This is a genomic window from Pseudomonas sp. RIT-PI-AD, assembly GCF_025642785.1.
Lineage (GTDB): Bacteria > Pseudomonadota > Gammaproteobacteria > Pseudomonadales > Pseudomonadaceae > Pseudomonas_T.
In genome coordinates this window covers 211,938-227,283 of sequence record NZ_JANZKU010000004.1, presented here as the reverse complement: position 1 = coordinate 227,283, position 15,346 = coordinate 211,938, and the positions used below count along the sequence as shown (strand labels likewise).

Genomic DNA, 15,346 nt, shown 5'->3' with positions numbered 1-15,346 from the left:
CCCACGGATTCGGCAGTGGCGTGCATTGCCGGCGACGTCCCAGGGCGTTGTCCGTAATCGAGGGCTCCGGCCCGACTTCAGTTTCCTGGCGGCGCTGACCGCCTAAACGCAGACTTCTAGGGTTTTTCATGACGCGCTACATCTTCGTCACGGGCGGTGTTGTTTCTTCATTGGGGAAAGGCATCGCCTCGGCTTCATTGGCGGCCATCCTGGAGGCGCGGGGCCTGAAGGTCACCATGCTCAAGCTGGACCCTTACATCAACGTCGATCCGGGCACCATGAGCCCGTTCCAGCACGGCGAGGTGTTCGTCACCCATGACGGCGCCGAGACCGACCTCGACCTGGGCCATTACGAGCGGTTCATCCGCACGACCATGACCCAGAACAACAACTTCACCACCGGCCGCGTCTACGAAGACGTGCTGCGCCGCGAGCGCCGGGGCGATTACCTGGGCGCCACCATCCAGGTGATCCCGCACATCACCGACGAGATCAAGCGGCGCATCATCAAGGGCGCCGGCGACGCCGACGTGGCCATGGTCGAGATCGGCGGCACGGTCGGCGACATCGAGTCGCAGCCGTTCCTCGAAGCCATCCGCCAATTGCGCGTGGAAGTCGGCGCCAAGCGCGCCATGCTGATGCACCTGACCCTGGTGCCCTACATCGCCACCGCTGGCGAGACCAAGACCAAGCCGACCCAGCACTCGGTGAAGGAGCTGCGCTCCATCGGCCTGCAGCCGGACGTGCTGATCTGCCGCTCCGACCACGAAATCGACCTGTCCTCGCGACGCAAGATCGCCCTGTTCACCAACGTCGAAGAGCGCGCGGTCATCGCCCTGGAAGACGTCGACACCATCTACAAGATCCCTTCCGTGCTGCACGCCCAAGGCCTCGACGATTTCGTCGTCGAGCGTTTCGGCCTGCAATGCGGCGGTGCCGACCTCTCCGAATGGGAACGCGTGGTGGATGCCAAGCTGAACCCGGAGAAGGAAGTCACCATCGCCATGGTCGGCAAGTACATGGAGCTGCTGGACGCCTACAAGTCGCTGATCGAGGCGATGAGCCACGCCGGCATCCAGAACCGCACCAAGGTCAACCTGCGCTACATCGACTCCGAGGACATCGAGAACCGCGGAACCGGCCTGCTGGAGGGCGTCGATGCCATCCTGGTACCCGGCGGCTTCGGCCTGCGCGGCGTGGAAGGCAAGATTTCCACCGTGCAGTACGCTCGCGAGAGCAAGATTCCCTACCTGGGCATCTGCCTGGGCATGCAGGTCGCGGTGATCGAGTTCGCCCGCAACGTGCTGGGCTGGAAGGACGCCAACTCCACCGAGTTCGACAAGGCCAGCGGCCATCCGGTGGTCGGCCTGATCGCCGAATGGCAGGACGCGGCCGGCACCACGGAGATTCGCAGCGAAGCCTCCGACCTGGGCGGCACCATGCGCCTGGGGGCCCAGGACTGCCAGCTCGAAAGCGGTTCGCGGGTGCATGACTGCTACGCCAAGGAAGTGATCGTCGAACGTCACCGCCACCGCTACGAAGTGAACAACAACCTGCTGCCGCAACTGATCGAGGCCGGCCTGAAGATCACCGGCCGTTCCGGCGATGGCGCCCTGGTGGAAGTGGTCGAGGCGCCCGAGCATCCCTGGTTCGTCGCCTGCCAGTTCCACCCGGAATTCACCTCCACGCCGCGCGATGGCCATCCATTGTTCAGCGGGTTCGTCAACGCCGCCCTGGCGCAAAAAGCGAAGAAGGCGTAACCCATGGCCCAGAAGATCATCCGCGTCGGCAGCCTCGAGATCGCCAACGATAAGCCTTTCGTACTGTTCGGCGGGATCAACGTCCTCGAGTCCCGCGACCTGGCGTTACGCGCCTGCGAAGAATACGTGCGGGTCACCGACAAGCTCGGCATCCCCTATGTGTTCAAGGCCAGCTTCGACAAGGCCAACCGTTCCTCGGTGACCTCCTTCCGTGGCCCTGGCCTGGAAGAGGGCATGAAGATCTTCGAAGAGGTGAAGAAGAGTTTCGGCGTGCCGGTGATCACCGACGTCCACGAGCCTCACCAGGCGCAGCCGGTGGCCGACGTGTGCGACATCATCCAACTGCCGGCCTTCCTTTCGCGGCAGACCGACCTGGTGGTGGCGATGGCCAAGACCGGCGCGGTGATCAACATCAAGAAAGCCCAGTTCCTCGCGCCCCAGGAAATGCAGCACATCCTGCGCAAGTGCGAGGAAGCGGGCAACGACCAACTGATTCTCTGCGAGCGCGGTTCGTCCTTCGGCTACAACAACCTGGTCGTGGACATGCTCGGCTTCGGCATCATGAAGCAGTTCGAATACCCGGTGTTCTTCGACGTCACCCATGCCCTGCAGATGCCGGGTGGGCGCGCCGATTCCGCCGGCGGGCGCCGTGCCCAGGTCACCGACCTGGCCAAGGCCGGCATGAGCCAGGGTCTGGCGGGACTGTTCCTCGAGGCCCATCCGGATCCGGAGCGGGCCAAGTGCGACGGCCCCTGCGCCCTGCGCCTGGACAAGCTGGAGCCCTTCCTCGAACAGCTCAAGCGCCTGGACGATCTGGTCAAGAGCTTTCCGCCGATCGAGACTGCCTGAACCGGGCTTTCTCCGGTACAGTGCCCCACGCATCCGACCCGGCCCTCGCGCCGGGCGGCCGTCGGTCCCGGTCTGCCGGTTCTTTCCTACCCGGCGCCGACGGTTTCCCATTCCGGACCGCAGCATTTTTCGTCAACCTTTGGAGTGCTAACAAGAATGGCAAAGATCGTCGACATCAAGGGGCGCGAGGTTCTCGACTCCCGCGGCAACCCTACCGTGGAAGCCGATGTGATCCTCGACAACGGTATCGTCGGCAGCGCCTGCGCGCCCTCCGGCGCCTCCACCGGTTCCCGTGAAGCGCTGGAACTGCGCGATGGCGACAAGAGCCGTTACCTGGGCAAGGGCGTGTTGAAGGCCGTGGCCAACATCAACGGCCCGATCCGCGACCTGCTGCTGGGCAAGGACCCGGTGGAACAGGCCGAACTGGATCGCGCGATGATCCAGCTGGATGGCACCGAGAACAAAGGCAAGTTGGGCGCCAACGCGATCCTCGCCGTATCCCTGGCCGCCGCCAAGGCCGCCGCCCAGGACCAGGACCTGCCGCTCTACGCGCATATCGCCAACCTCAACGGCACACCGGGCGTCTACTCCATGCCGGTGCCGATGATGAACATCATCAACGGCGGCGAGCACGCAGATAACAACGTCGACATCCAGGAATTCATGGTCCAGCCGGTAGGGGCCAAGACCTTCGCCGACGGGCTGCGCATGGGCGCGGAAATCTTCCATCACCTCAAGGCCGTGCTGAAGGCCCGAGGCCTGAGCACCGCGGTGGGCGACGAAGGCGGCTTCGCGCCGGACCTGAGTTCCAACGAGGATGCCCTGTCGGCGATCGCCGAAGCGGTGGCCAATGCCGGCTACAGCCTGGGCACCGACGTGACCCTGGCGCTGGATTGCGCGGCCAGCGAGTTCTACAAGGACGGCATCTACGACCTGGCCGGTGAAGGCCACAGCTTCGATGCCGCCGGTTTCGCCGACTACCTGGCGGGCCTGAGCAGCCGTTATCCGATCATCTCGATCGAAGACGGCCTGGACGAGTCCGACTGGGCCGGCTGGAAGGTGCTCACCGAGAAGCTGGGCGACAAGGTGCAACTGGTGGGCGACGACCTGTTCGTGACCAACACCAAGATCCTCAAGGAAGGCATCGACAAGAAGATCGCCAACTCGATCCTGATCAAGTTCAACCAGATCGGCTCCCTGACCGAAACCCTCGAGGCCATCCAGATGGCCAAGGCCGCCGGCTACACCGCGGTGATCTCCCACCGCTCCGGCGAAACCGAGGATTCGACCATCGCTGACCTGGCCGTCGGTACCGCTGCCGGGCAGATCAAGACCGGCTCGCTGTGCCGCTCCGATCGTGTGTCCAAGTACAACCAATTGCTGCGCATCGAAGAGCAATTGGGCGGAAAAGCGACTTACCGTGGCCGCGCCGAGTTCCGTGGCTGACAGGCACGTGCTAAAAGAGGGGCGGCGCGAGTCGCCCCTTTTCGTCGGTGCCGCCGGCCGAGGGCCGATGGCGCATCCGACGCGCGGCGTCCTTCCGTTCCACCCTTTCGTCGTGACCTTGCCTTGAACCATGCGTAGCCCTTACTGGTTGTTCGTCGTGCTGATCCTGCTCCTGGCGGGGTTGCAGTATCGCCTGTGGGTGGGCGCCGGCAGCCTTGCGCAGGTGTCCGACCTGAAGCAGCAGATTTCCGACCAGAAAGGCGAGAACGAGCGGCTGCTGGAACGCAACCGGATCCTCGAAGCCGAAGTGCTGGAATTGAAGAAGGGCATGGAGACCGTGGAAGAGCGCGCCCGTCACGAGCTGGGCATGGTGAAGGAGGGCGAGACCCTCTATCAGTTGGCCGAATGAACGCCAGCGACCGTTCCGGCCCCGCCTTCTGGGTGGTGATCCCCGCTGCCGGCATCGGTTCGCGGATGCACGCCGACCGCCCCAAGCAATACCTCGAACTGGCAGGACGGACCCTGCTCGAACACACCCTCGAATGTTTCCTCGGCCACCCCGGGTTGCGGGGCCTGGTGCTCTGCCTGGCGCCGGACGATCCCTATTGGCCGGGCCTCGCCTGCGCTCGCGACCCGCGCATCCAACGGGCAACCGGCGGTGCCGCGCGAGCGGATTCGGTGCTCGCCGGCCTGCTACGGCTGGCCGAACTGGGCGCCGGCGACGAGGACTGGGTGTTGGTGCACGATGCGGCGCGGCCGAACCTGTCGCGCTTCGACCTCGACCTGCTGCTCGGTGAACTGGCCGACGACCCGGTCGGGGGCCTGCTGGCGGTGCCGGCCCGGGACACCTTGAAACGCGCGGGCAAGGACGGCCGGGTCGAGGAAACCGTGGACCGCGCGGTGATCTGGCAGGCGTTCACCCCGCAGATGTTCCGCCACGGCGCCCTGCATCGCGCCCTGGCCGATGCCCTGGTGGCCGACGTGGCGATCACCGACGAAGCCTCGGCCCTCGAATGGGCCGGGCAGGCCCCCAGGCTGGTGGAGGGGCGCGCGGACAACCTCAAAGTCACGCGCCCGGAAGACCTCGACTGGCTGCGCCAGCGCTGGGCCGGCAAGCACTGAAGCCCGGTCACGGCCGGTATTCGGGACGTTCCGCCAACCCTGCCTTCAAGCTATCCACCAATTGCCGGACCTTCGGCGACAGGTGCCGCTGCTGCGGGTACAGCGCCCACACCGCGGTATGCGGCGGTCGGTGCTGTTCCAGCAGGGAGACCAGCGCGCCGCTGCGGAGGTGCTCCAGCACGTAATAGTCCGGCAACTGGCACAGGCCGAAGCCGCGCAAGGCGGCGTCCAGCACCGCCTGGCCGCTGTTGCAGCGCCAGTTGCCCTGGACGCGCAGGGCGATCTCCCGTTCGCCCTGGCGGAAGGCCCAGCTGTCGCTGCTGCCTACCAGGCAATTGTGCCGGGCCAGTTCCGACAGGCTGTGGGGCCGGCCATAGCCTTCCAGGTAGGCCGGCGAGGCGCACAGGTACATCTCCCGCGGCGCCAGCCGCGTGGCCACCAGCCGGGAGTCCGGCAGACGGCCGAGGCGGATCGCCAGGTCCAGCCCTTCGTGGAGCAGGTCCAGCGGTCGATTGCTCAATTCGATATCCACGCGCAGTTGCGGGTGCCGCGCCATGAAGGCGTTCACCAGCGGTACCACGAAGCGTTCGCCATAGGCCACCGCGCAGGTCATGCGCAACAGGCCCTTGGGTTCGGCGGCGAGGTCGCCGATGGCGCGCAGCGCTTCCTCGCGGGCGTCCTGCAGACGTTGGCAATGCTGCAGGAAGGTCTGGCCGGCCTCGGTGAGGGCGACGCGCCGCGTGCTGCGATAGAACAACCGGGTTTGCAGGCGTTCTTCCAGGCGGGCGATCTGTCGACTGACGTGGGATGAGGACAGCCCCAGGCGCTCGGCGGCGGTGCCGAAGCCTCCGCTTTCGGCGACCGCGACGAACTCGTCCAGACCTTCCCATCGGCTCATGTGGCGTTCTCCTCGTCAGCCAGTCAGTGGATTGTCCCTGAATGACATCAATGTTTTGCCTCGTGGCGGATTATTCGTCATTTGGCAATGAACTACACTTCGGCATCTTTCGAAAATGCCCCGGAGAACTCCATGATCAAGTCGCGCGCCGCCGTCGCCTTCGAAGCCAACCAGCCTTTGCAGATCGTCGAAATCGACGTGGAGCCGCCGAAGAAAGGCGAGGTGCTGGTGCGTATGGTCGCCACCGGGGTCTGCCACACCGACGCCTACACGCTGTCCGGGGCCGACTCCGAGGGCGTGTTTCCGGCGGTCCTCGGCCATGAGGGTGGGGGCATCGTCGAGGCGGTGGGCGAGGGCGTGACCTCCGTCGCCGTCGGCGACCACGTGATTCCGCTGTACACCGCCGAATGTCGCCAGTGCAAATTCTGCAAATCCGGCAAGACCAACCTGTGCAGTGCCGTGCGCGCCACCCAGGGCAAGGGCCTGATGCCGGACGGCACCACGCGGTTCTCCTATCGAGGCCAGCCGATCTATCACTACATGGGCTGCTCGACCTTCTCCGAATACACCGTGCTGCCGGAAGTATCGCTGGCGGTGATTCCCAAGGAGGCGCCACTGGAAAAGGTCTGCCTGCTCGGTTGCGGCGTGACCACCGGCATCGGTGCCGTGCTCAACACCGCCAAGGTGGAGGCGGGCGCCAGCGTGGCGATCTTCGGCCTGGGCGGCATCGGCCTAGCGGCGATCATCGGCGCGACGATGGCCAAGGCCTCGCGGATCATCGCCGTCGACATCAATCCGGCCAAGTTCGAAGTGGCGAAAGCGCTGGGCGCCACCGATTTCGTCAACCCGAAGGACTACGACAAGCCGATCCAGGAGGTCATCGTCGAACTCACCGACGGCGGGGTGGATTACTCGTTCGAGTGCGTCGGTAACGTGCAACTGATGCGCGCGGCGTTGGAGTGCGCGCACAAGGGCTGGGGCGAGAGCGTGATCATCGGCGTCGCCGGGGCCGGCCAGGAGATCAGCACCCGCCCGTTCCAGCTGGTCACCGGGCGCGTCTGGCGCGGGTCGGCCTTCGGCGGCGTGAAGGGCCGCACCGAACTGCCGAGCTACGTCGAGAAGGCCCAGCGCGGCGAAATCCCGCTGGACACCTTCATCACCCACACCATGGGCCTGGAGCGGATCAACGAAGCCTTCGACCTGATGCACGAAGGCAAGAGCATCCGCACCGTCATTCACTACTGATCCGTAGGGTGGACAACGCGGCCGACCGGCCGCTTGTCCACCTTGATTGGTGGAAAACGCTTCGCGGTTTTCCACCCTACGTAGGAGGCGTTTCACGTGACCCTGGAAATCGTTTCAAGCACCAAGAGCCACGGCGGCTGGCACAAGCGCTATCGCCATCGCTCCACCGCGCTCGATTGCGACATGGTGTTCGCCGTCTACCTGCCGCCCCAGGCCGAGCAGGACGCTACCTTGCCGGTGCTCTATTGGCTGTCGGGGCTGACCTGCACCGACGAGAACTTCATGCAGAAGGCCGGCGCGCACCGCCTGGCGGCCGAACTCGGTCTGATCATCGTGGCGCCGGACACCAGCCCGCGGGGCGAGGGCGTGGCGGACGATCCCGAGGGCGCCTACGACCTCGGCTTCGGTGCCGGCTTCTACCTCAACGCCACCCGGCAGCCTTGGGCCCGGCACTACCGGATGTACGACTACGTGGTCGACGAACTGCCGGCGTTGATCGAGGCCAACTTCCCCGTCTCCGACAGGCGCGGCATCAGCGGCCACTCCATGGGTGGACACGGCGCCTTGATCTGCGCGCTGAAGAATCCCGGTCGTTATCATTCGGTATCGGCGTTCGCGCCAATCGCCAATCCGATGAACTGCCCCTGGGGCGAGAAGGCCTTCGCTGCCTACTTGGGCGAAGACCGCTCGCGCTGGCGCGAGTGGGATGCCAGCGTGCTGATCGCCGATGCTGCGGAAAAGCTGCCGATCCTCATCGACCAGGGCGACCGCGACGATTTCCGGGTCGCTCAACTCAAGCCGGAAACCCTCCAGGCCGCCGCCTCCGCGGCGTCGCACCCGCTGCAACTGCGCCTGCAAGCGGGTTACGACCACAGCTATTACTTCATCGCCAGTTTCATCGACGACCACCTGCGCCACCACGCCAAGGCACTCAACGGCTGAGAGATTTTTTCCCAGCCCCTCAACTGCCACCCCCACCACTGCGGGGCGCATGTAGGGTGGATCACGCTCCACCGATCCACCGGTCGGGGCTCCAATCTGGCCGACGCTCCATCGGCCGGCACCCGACCTCACCGCCGAGGCGTGACGGTGGATGAGAAAGGCGTCATCCACCCTACGACGGTACGTTGTAGGTGCATGTAGGGTGGATCACGCTCCACCGATCCATCGGTCGGGGCTCCAATCTGGCCGACGTTCCATCGACCAGCACCCGACCTCACCGCCGAGGCGCGACGGTGGATGAGGAAGGCGTCATCCACCCTACGGTGAAACGCCTGGATCGAGTGGTTGCGCCGCCGCTCGCTGAATGGAAACACCCCTTGATCCCGCGACAGTGGCACCGCGCTTCCGTAGGGTGGATCGCGCCTCATCGATCCACCGGACGGGTTCCACCTTGCCGACACTCCATCGGCCGCCACCCGACCTTACCGCCGAGGCTGGCGATGGATGAGAACAGCGTCATCCACCCTACGGTGACTCACTTGGGGCGAGTGGCTGTGCCATCGCTCTCGAGGGCGGTCGGGAAGGGTCGGAATGCAAAGGTGGAAAACGCTTCGCAGCTTTTCCCCCTGCATGCTTCGGCGTCAGAAGTTCCAGTGAGTGCTCAGCATGACGTTGCGTGGGTCGCCCGAGTAGGCGGAGTTATAGAAGCCGATGTTGGTGTAGTACTTCTTGTCGAACAGGTTGTAGACGTTGAGCGTGGCCGACAGATATTCACTGATCTGGTAACGGGCCATTACATCCACCAGCCAGTACGGATCCTGGGAGAATTTCTCCCGGATACCCTTGCCTCGGTTGTTCAATACCTGCCAGCCCTCGCTTTGCCAGCGCGTGCCTCCCCCGACCGTGAAACGATCCAGCGGCCCTCTAAGTTTGTAGCGGGTATAGAGGGCGCAGCCAGCTCTGCAGCCAGCGGTGGTGCTGTCGATAGACGCCGTCGAGGTGCTCCCTGAGGCCGTTCAGTTCCGTCATGGCACGCTCGATGACCGACTAATGATAAGGATTACATTTTAGAGGGGGCCGACGACCGCTTTCGTAAGGCTGCCGCACTGGCATGCGCGCTTTCCTTTAGAATCGCGGGCTGACTTTTCCAGGGAGGTTCTCCATGCGTATTGGCCACGGCTACGATGTGCACCGATTTGGCGAGGGTGATTTCATCACCCTCGGCGGCGTGCGGATTCCCCATAAATTCGGGCTGATCGCCCATTCCGATGGCGACGTGCTGCTGCACGCGCTGAGCGACGCCCTGCTCGGGGCGGCTGCGCTGGGTGATATCGGCCGGCATTTCCCCGACACCGATCCGCGCTTCAAGGGCGCCGACAGCCGCGCACTGCTGCGTCAGGTGCTGCAACGAGTGGTCGACAAGGGCTGGAAAGTCGGCAACGTCGACGCCACCATCGTCGCCCAGGCGCCGAAGATGGCGCCGCATATCGGCGCGATGCGCTCGGCGATCGCCGCCGACCTGCAGGTCGAACTCGACCAGGTCAACGTCAAGGCGACCACCACCGAAACGCTCGGCTTCACCGGGCGCGAGGAAGGCATCGCGGTGCATGCCGTCGCCTTGCTGCTGCCGCAATGAACGAACTCGAATTGCTCGGCCCTTGCGCCCACGGCGGCCCGGTCGGGCGGGCGCGGTTGAAAGCCAGCGCCGAGGACTTCCAGGTCGACGAGGTGCTCGACATTCCCCTCTCCGGCAGCGGCGAACACCTCTGGCTGTGGGTGGAAAAGCGTGGCCTCAATACCGAGGAGGCGGCCCGCCGCCTGGCCCGCGCTGCCGGGGTGCCCTTGCGCGGCATCAGCTATGCCGGCCTGAAGGATCGCCAGGCGCTGACCCGACAGTGGTTCAGCCTGCACCTGCCGGGCAAGGCCGATCCCGATCTGGCCGCGGCGGAAAACGACAGCCTGCGTATCCTCCAGCGCACCCGGCATAGCCGCAAGTTGCAACGCGGCGCCCATGCCGCCAACGGATTCACCCTGCGCCTCACCGCGCTGAGCGGCGAGCGCGAAGCGCTGGACGCGCGCCTGCGAGGCCTTGCCAGCCAAGGTGTGCCGAATTACTACGGCTTGCAGCGGTTCGGCTTCGGCGGCGGCAACCTAATCGACGCCCTGGCCTTCGCCCAACGCGGCGAGTTGCCGGAATCGCGCAACCTGCGGTCCCGGCTGCTCTCCGCGGCGCGCAGCTACCTGTTCAACCGCGTCCTGGCGAAGCGCGTCGAGGCGGGCAACTGGAACCGCGCCGAACTCGGCGACCTGCTGGCCTTCACCGATAGCCGCAGCTTCTTCATGGCCGGCGAGGCGGAATGCCAGGACCCGCGCCTGGCGGTGCTCGACCTGCACCCGACCGGCCCGCTGTGGGGCGCCGGGCCGAGTCCTGCGGGCAGTTCCATCCAGGCCCTGGAACAGGCGCTCGCCGAGGAACAGGCCGGCCTCGCCGCCTGGCTGGCCAGCGCAGACATGAGCCAGGAACGACGCATTCTGCGCCTCCCCATCGGCAAGCTGACGTGGCATTATCCCGAGCTCGATGTTCTGCAACTGGAATTCGTCCTGCCGGCCGGTTGCTTCGCCACCGTGGTGGTGCGTGAGCTCGTGGACCTGCTGCCGGCGGAACCGATGGAAAACCCATGCGTATTCTGATCGCCAACGACGACGGGGTGAACGCCCCGGGCCTCGCCGCGCTTTACAACGCGCTGGCGGCCGATGACGAGTGCGTCGTGATCGCCCCGGATCAGGACCGGAGCGGCGCGAGCAGCGCGTTGACGCTCGATCGTCCGTTGTATCCGCACTACCTGGCCAACGGCTTCATCGCCCTCGATGGCACGCCGACCGATTGCGTGCATTTGGGTATCAACGGCCTGCTGGAAACGCCGCCCGACATTGTGGTGGCGGGGATCAACATGGGCGCCAACCTGGGCGACGACGTGCTCTATTCGGGCACCGTCGCCGCCGCGGTGGAAGGGCGCTTCCTCAGCCGCACGGCGTTCGCGTTCTCGCTGCTGTCGCGGCAGCCGGACAACCTGGCGACCGCCGCCCATTTCGCCCGCAAGCTGGTGGCGGCCCACGACCGGCTGGATCTGCCGCCGCGCACCGTGCTCAACGTCAACATTCCCAACCTACCCCTGGAGCGCATCCGGGGCGTTCAACTGACCCGTCTCGGGCACCGGGCGCGGGCCGCGCGCCCCGTCACCCTGGTCAACCCGCGTGGCAAGCTGGGCTATTGGATCGCCGCCGCCGGCGATGGCGACGACGCCGGTCCCGGCACGGATTTCCATGCGGTCCTGCAGGGCTATGTATCCATTACCCCGCTGAAACTCGATCGAACGTTCAACGAGGCTTTTTCGAGCCTCGATGGCTGGCTGGAGGGCCTGCTTTGATGGCGCGTGAAAAGGACCATTTGCTGCGTGGCGGGATCGGCATGACCTCGCAACGCACCCGCGAACGCTTGATCGAGCGCCTGTACGACGAAGGCTTGTCGAACGCCCGGGTGCTCGAAGTCATCCGGCGCACGCCGCGCCACCTGTTCGTCGACGAGGCGCTGGCCCATCGGGCCTATGAAGACACGGCACTGCCCATAGGTCATAACCAGACCATTTCCCAACCTTATATGGTCGGGCGCATGACCGAGTTGCTGCTGGCGGCCGGTCCGCTGGACAAGGTCCTGGAAATCGGTACCGGCTCCGGTTACCAGACCGCGGTGCTGGCACAGCTGGTGGAGCGGGTGTTCTCCGTCGAGCGCATCCAGAAACTGCAGGACCGCGCCAAGGAACGGCTGGTGGAGCTCAAGCTGCGGAATGTCGTGTTCCGTTGGGGCGACGGCTGGGAAGGCTGGCCCGCCCTGGCGCCGTACAACGGCATCATCGTCACCGCCGCCGCCGCGGACGTACCCCAGGCCCTGCTGGAGCAACTGGCGCCGGGCGGACGCATGGTGATACCGGTGGGCGCGGGCGACGTGCAGCAGTTGATGCTGATCGTTCGCGAAGCCGCAGGGTTTTCCCGGCACGTGCTGGACGCCGTACGTTTCGTCCCCCTGCTCAACGGCCCGGTGGCGTGACGATCATTTGCCCGCTTTGCGGTCTAGATCGCTACCGCCGCTGGCGACGCGCCAGTTTTCCGGCACAATAGGCCGCACTTTGATTAGAGAAAAGGGGAGTGGAGTGAGCCTGACGGCCCTTAGGCAGCGCTTTCACGTCGGTACACCCGGGCATTGCCTGCTGTTGGCCATCGCATTGAGCGGTCTGCTCGCCGGTTGCAGCAGCACGCCGCGCGAAGGCGTCCAGGTCGTCGACCGCAACGGCAACCCGGTGCAGAAGCGCGTCCCCATTACGAGCGGCCAGCACGTCGTGCAGCGCGGAGAGACCCTCTACTCGATCGCCTTCCGCTACGGCTGGGACTGGAAAGCATTGGCCTCGCGCAACCGCATCGCCCCTCCCTATGTCATCCGTCCAGGGCAGCGCATCCGGTTCGACGGCGGCACCGCGCAAGACGGCGCGCCGGTCACGGCGGGCGCACCCGTTTCGACCCCGGTGGTCATCAGTTCCTCGCCCAGCGGTTCCTCGACCCGAACCACGACCGTGGTTCCGCTGCCGCCCAAATCTTCACCCGGCCAGAACCCGGCTCCGGTGGTGACTCCGCCAACCCCGACGGCGGTTCCGGCAACGCCTGGCGTTCGCTCCTCGAGCGGCTGGGCATGGCCGTCGAGCGGCCTTTTGATCGGCCGATTTTCCTCAAACGGAAGTTTGAATAAAGGCATTGATATCGCCGGGGAATTAGGACAGCCTGTTTTAGCTGCGTCTGATGGGACAGTGGTGTACGCCGGCAGTGGATTGCGGGGCTACGGCGAGCTGATCATCATCAAGCACAGCGATACCTACGTGAGCGCCTACGGACACAACCGTAGATTGCTGGTGAGGGAGGGACAGCAGGTCAAGGCCGGGCAAAACATTGCCGAGATGGGATCGACGGGCACAGACCGGGTGAAACTTCACTTCGAGATTCGCCGTCAGGGTAAACCCGTAGACCCTCTGCAATATCTGCCGCGACGTTGACTGCGGCCCAGCCGTCACCCGGCGTGGGAGGAACTGGCTCAGGGGTACCAAGGAATGGGTCCCACCAGGGCTTGTTGTCGAACTCAGCACGGGACAATAACAATGGCACTCGACAAAGTAGCGCCGGAGTTTGACGTCGACGATGAGATGCTCCTCATGGAGCCCGATATCGTCATGGACGAGGTATTGAATGAGGAAGTCTTTCCTCCGGCAACCAAATCCAAGAGCGCCAACTCACTCAAGCAGCACAAGTACATCGATTACACGCGAGCGCTCGACGCCACGCAGCTTTACCTCAACGAAATCGGCTTTTCCCCCCTCCTGACCCCCCAAGAAGAAGTGCACTTCGCGCGGCTCGCGCAGAAGGGCGACCCTGCGGGTCGCAAACGCATGATCGAAAGCAACCTGCGCCTGGTGGTGAAGATCGCCCGACGCTACGTCAATCGCGGTCTGTCGCTGCTCGATCTGATCGAGGAAGGTAATCTGGGGCTGATCCGCGCAGTGGAGAAATTCGATCCGGAGCGCGGCTTCCGCTTCTCCACCTACGCCACTTGGTGGATCCGCCAGACCATCGAACGCGCGATCATGAATCAGACCCGGACCATCCGGTTGCCGATCCATGTGGTCAAGGAGCTCAACGTCTACCTTCGCGCAGCCCGCGAGTTGACCCAGAAACTCGACCACGAACCCTCCGCGGAAGAAATCGCCCATCTGCTGGAGAAACCAGTGGAGGAGGTCAAGCGCATGCTGGGCCTCAACGAGCGGGTGACTTCCGTGGATGTGTCCCTCGGGCCGGACTCCGACAAGACGCTGCTGGATACCCTGACCGACGACCGGCCGACCGATCCCTGCGAACTTTTGCAGGACGATGACCTGAGCCAGAGCATCGACCAGTGGCTGTCCGAGTTGACCGACAAGCAGCGTGAAGTGGTGGTGCGCCGTTTCGGTTTGCGCGGCCATGAAAGCTGCACTTTGGAAGAGGTTGGCCAGGAGATCGGACTGACCCGGGAGCGGGTACGGCAGATCCAGGTGGAAGCGCTCAAGCGCTTGCGGGAGATCTTGGAGAAAAACGGTCTTTCCAGCGACGCGCTGTTTCAATAGCGCGCACTGGATAGAAAAAGCCCGGCTTGATGCCGGGCTTTTTCGTTATCGGTCCACAGGTAATCAGAAAGTGCGGGTGTTTCGCTTGCCGCGCATGTTCCAATCCGGCCCATTGCTGTAGTCCTGCGTAAGTCATTGCTTACAGGTGCTGTAAGAGAAGCGGTCGATAAGGCTGGGAAAACAGGCATTTCGAGTGACGCTTTCGCTCAAGTAGTTGTTTCTTATATAAAAAAATGAAGGGCACTTTTCCTGGGGGCGCCCATCCCGTCCTTTGGACCCCGTTGCCGGGGTCTGGGGAATCGTTAATATCACTCCTGCGTACAGGGAATGACGCAACCGGAAAGGACTCTGGTAAGGAACGTCGCAGGATGCGACTCATCAGGACGATGATAGGGAAAATAAGGGAGTAGGGACAAAAGAGTGGGCGGGTAACACCGCCCCTTTTTTTTGCCCAAAGAAAAGCCCGCGTCAGCGGGCTTTCGACTTTCCGGAGCGGTTAACGCTCCAGATGTTTCAGTTTGTCCTTCACGCCATCCCACTCTTCCGCATCCGGCAGGGATTCTTTCTTTTCCGTGATGTTCGGCCAGATTTCCGCGAGATCGCGGTTCAGTTCGATGAACTCCTGCTGGTTATCCGGCACCTCGTCTTCCGAGAAGATCGCCTGGGCCGGGCATTCCGGCTCGCAAAGGGCGCAGTCGATGCACTCGTCGGGATGGATGACCAGGAAATTGGGGCCTTCGTAGAAGCAGTCCACCGGGCAGACTTCCACGCAATCGGTGTATTTGCACTTGATGCAGTTGTCGGTGACGACGAAGGTCATTTCTAATTTTCTCCTCAGGGCGGCTTGGAAAGGCTCGGTTCAAAGCCCTTTCCATGGCTCGGTG

15 protein-coding genes and 1 pseudogene are annotated in these 15,346 nt (G+C 64.3%); 13 read left to right on the top strand and 3 right to left on the bottom strand.

Features of this window, described 5'->3' with window-relative positions:
* The first annotated feature begins 128 nt into the window (after nucleotides 1-128).
* The 5 genes from OGL92_RS05515 to ispD all read left to right on the top strand — a co-directional run bounded on the left by OGL92_RS05515 (nucleotide 129) and on the right by ispD (nucleotide 5,177).
* Nucleotides 129-1,760 carry a CTP synthase gene (locus tag OGL92_RS05515; RefSeq protein ID WP_263141430.1) on the top strand — a complete coding sequence of 544 codons (1,632 nt, stop codon included), beginning with the start codon at nucleotides 129-131 and terminating at the stop codon, nucleotides 1,758-1,760.
* A 3-nt stretch (nucleotides 1,761-1,763) separates the two neighbouring features.
* Nucleotides 1,764-2,609: a 3-deoxy-8-phosphooctulonate synthase gene (kdsA, locus tag OGL92_RS05510; RefSeq protein WP_263141429.1), complete on the top strand. Its 846-nt coding sequence runs from the start codon at nucleotides 1,764-1,766 to the stop codon at nucleotides 2,607-2,609.
* A gap of 156 nt (nucleotides 2,610-2,765) precedes the next feature.
* Nucleotides 2,766-4,055, top strand: a complete 1,290-nt coding sequence (eno, locus tag OGL92_RS05505; protein ID WP_263141426.1) for a phosphopyruvate hydratase — start codon at nucleotides 2,766-2,768, stop codon at nucleotides 4,053-4,055.
* A 130-nt stretch (nucleotides 4,056-4,185) separates the two neighbouring features.
* Complete coding sequence (gene ftsB, locus OGL92_RS05500) at nucleotides 4,186-4,464, top strand: cell division protein FtsB (RefSeq protein WP_263141425.1); 279 nt, start codon at nucleotides 4,186-4,188, stop codon at nucleotides 4,462-4,464.
* The gene (gene ispD, locus OGL92_RS05495) at nucleotides 4,461-5,177 is read left to right on the top strand and encodes a 2-C-methyl-D-erythritol 4-phosphate cytidylyltransferase (protein ID WP_263141422.1); all 717 of its coding nucleotides are present in this window, start codon (nucleotides 4,461-4,463) and stop codon (nucleotides 5,175-5,177) included. Before ftsB ends, ispD begins: the two co-directional genes overlap by 4 nt.
* Nucleotides 5,178-5,184: 7 nt before the next feature.
* On the opposite strand, the gene OGL92_RS05490 is transcribed toward ispD, so the two are convergent.
* The gene (locus tag OGL92_RS05490; RefSeq protein ID WP_263141421.1) at nucleotides 5,185-6,075 is read right to left on the bottom strand and encodes a LysR substrate-binding domain-containing protein; all 891 of its coding nucleotides are present in this window, start codon (nucleotides 6,073-6,075) and stop codon (nucleotides 5,185-5,187) included.
* Between the two features lie 132 nt (nucleotides 6,076-6,207).
* Between OGL92_RS05490 and OGL92_RS05485 the strand changes: the two genes are divergently transcribed.
* Together OGL92_RS05485 and fghA are read left to right on the top strand one after the other, a co-directional pair.
* Nucleotides 6,208-7,320, top strand: a complete 1,113-nt coding sequence (locus OGL92_RS05485) for an S-(hydroxymethyl)glutathione dehydrogenase/class III alcohol dehydrogenase (RefSeq protein WP_263141418.1) — start codon at nucleotides 6,208-6,210, stop codon at nucleotides 7,318-7,320.
* A 96-nt stretch (nucleotides 7,321-7,416) separates the two neighbouring features.
* Entirely contained in the window at nucleotides 7,417-8,262 is an 846-nt protein-coding gene (gene fghA, locus OGL92_RS05480; RefSeq protein WP_263141415.1) for an S-formylglutathione hydrolase, read from the top strand.
* A 641-nt stretch (nucleotides 8,263-8,903) separates the two neighbouring features.
* Here fghA and OGL92_RS05475 read toward each other — a convergent pair.
* A pseudogene (locus tag OGL92_RS05475) lies at nucleotides 8,904-9,209 on the bottom strand (TonB-dependent receptor); the annotation flags it as partial.
* 215 nt (nucleotides 9,210-9,424) lie between these two features.
* Here OGL92_RS05475 and ispF point away from each other — a divergent pair.
* The 6 genes from ispF (at nucleotide 9,425) to rpoS (ending at nucleotide 14,462) form a co-directional block, all read left to right on the top strand.
* Nucleotides 9,425-9,898, top strand: a complete 474-nt coding sequence (ispF, locus tag OGL92_RS05470) for a 2-C-methyl-D-erythritol 2,4-cyclodiphosphate synthase (protein WP_263141414.1) — start codon at nucleotides 9,425-9,427, stop codon at nucleotides 9,896-9,898.
* Nucleotides 9,895-10,953, top strand: coding sequence for a tRNA pseudouridine(13) synthase TruD (gene truD / locus OGL92_RS05465; protein WP_263141411.1), 1,059 nt, complete (start codon nucleotides 9,895-9,897; stop codon nucleotides 10,951-10,953). The genes ispF and truD overlap by 4 nt, the downstream gene beginning before the upstream one ends.
* Nucleotides 10,941-11,690, top strand: a complete 750-nt coding sequence (gene surE / locus OGL92_RS05460) for a 5'/3'-nucleotidase SurE (protein ID WP_263141409.1) — start codon at nucleotides 10,941-10,943, stop codon at nucleotides 11,688-11,690. The genes truD and surE overlap by 13 nt, the downstream gene beginning before the upstream one ends.
* A 41-nt stretch (nucleotides 11,691-11,731) precedes the next feature.
* Nucleotides 11,732-12,367 carry a protein-L-isoaspartate(D-aspartate) O-methyltransferase gene (locus tag OGL92_RS05455; RefSeq protein ID WP_263141542.1) on the top strand — a complete coding sequence of 212 codons (636 nt, stop codon included), beginning with the start codon at nucleotides 11,732-11,734 and terminating at the stop codon, nucleotides 12,365-12,367.
* A 109-nt stretch (nucleotides 12,368-12,476) separates the two neighbouring features.
* Nucleotides 12,477-13,361, top strand: a complete 885-nt coding sequence (locus OGL92_RS05450) for a peptidoglycan DD-metalloendopeptidase family protein (protein WP_263141540.1) — start codon at nucleotides 12,477-12,479, stop codon at nucleotides 13,359-13,361.
* 102 nt (nucleotides 13,362-13,463) lie between these two features.
* Nucleotides 13,464-14,462 carry an RNA polymerase sigma factor RpoS gene (gene rpoS, locus OGL92_RS05445; RefSeq protein ID WP_263141408.1) on the top strand — a complete coding sequence of 333 codons (999 nt, stop codon included), beginning with the start codon at nucleotides 13,464-13,466 and terminating at the stop codon, nucleotides 14,460-14,462.
* A gap of 496 nt (nucleotides 14,463-14,958) precedes the next feature.
* Here rpoS and fdxA read toward each other — a convergent pair whose 3' ends face one another.
* Nucleotides 14,959-15,282 carry a ferredoxin FdxA gene (gene fdxA, locus OGL92_RS05440; RefSeq protein WP_263141406.1) on the bottom strand — a complete coding sequence of 108 codons (324 nt, stop codon included), beginning with the start codon at nucleotides 15,280-15,282 and terminating at the stop codon, nucleotides 14,959-14,961.
* Nucleotides 15,283-15,346: the final 64 nt, after the last annotated feature.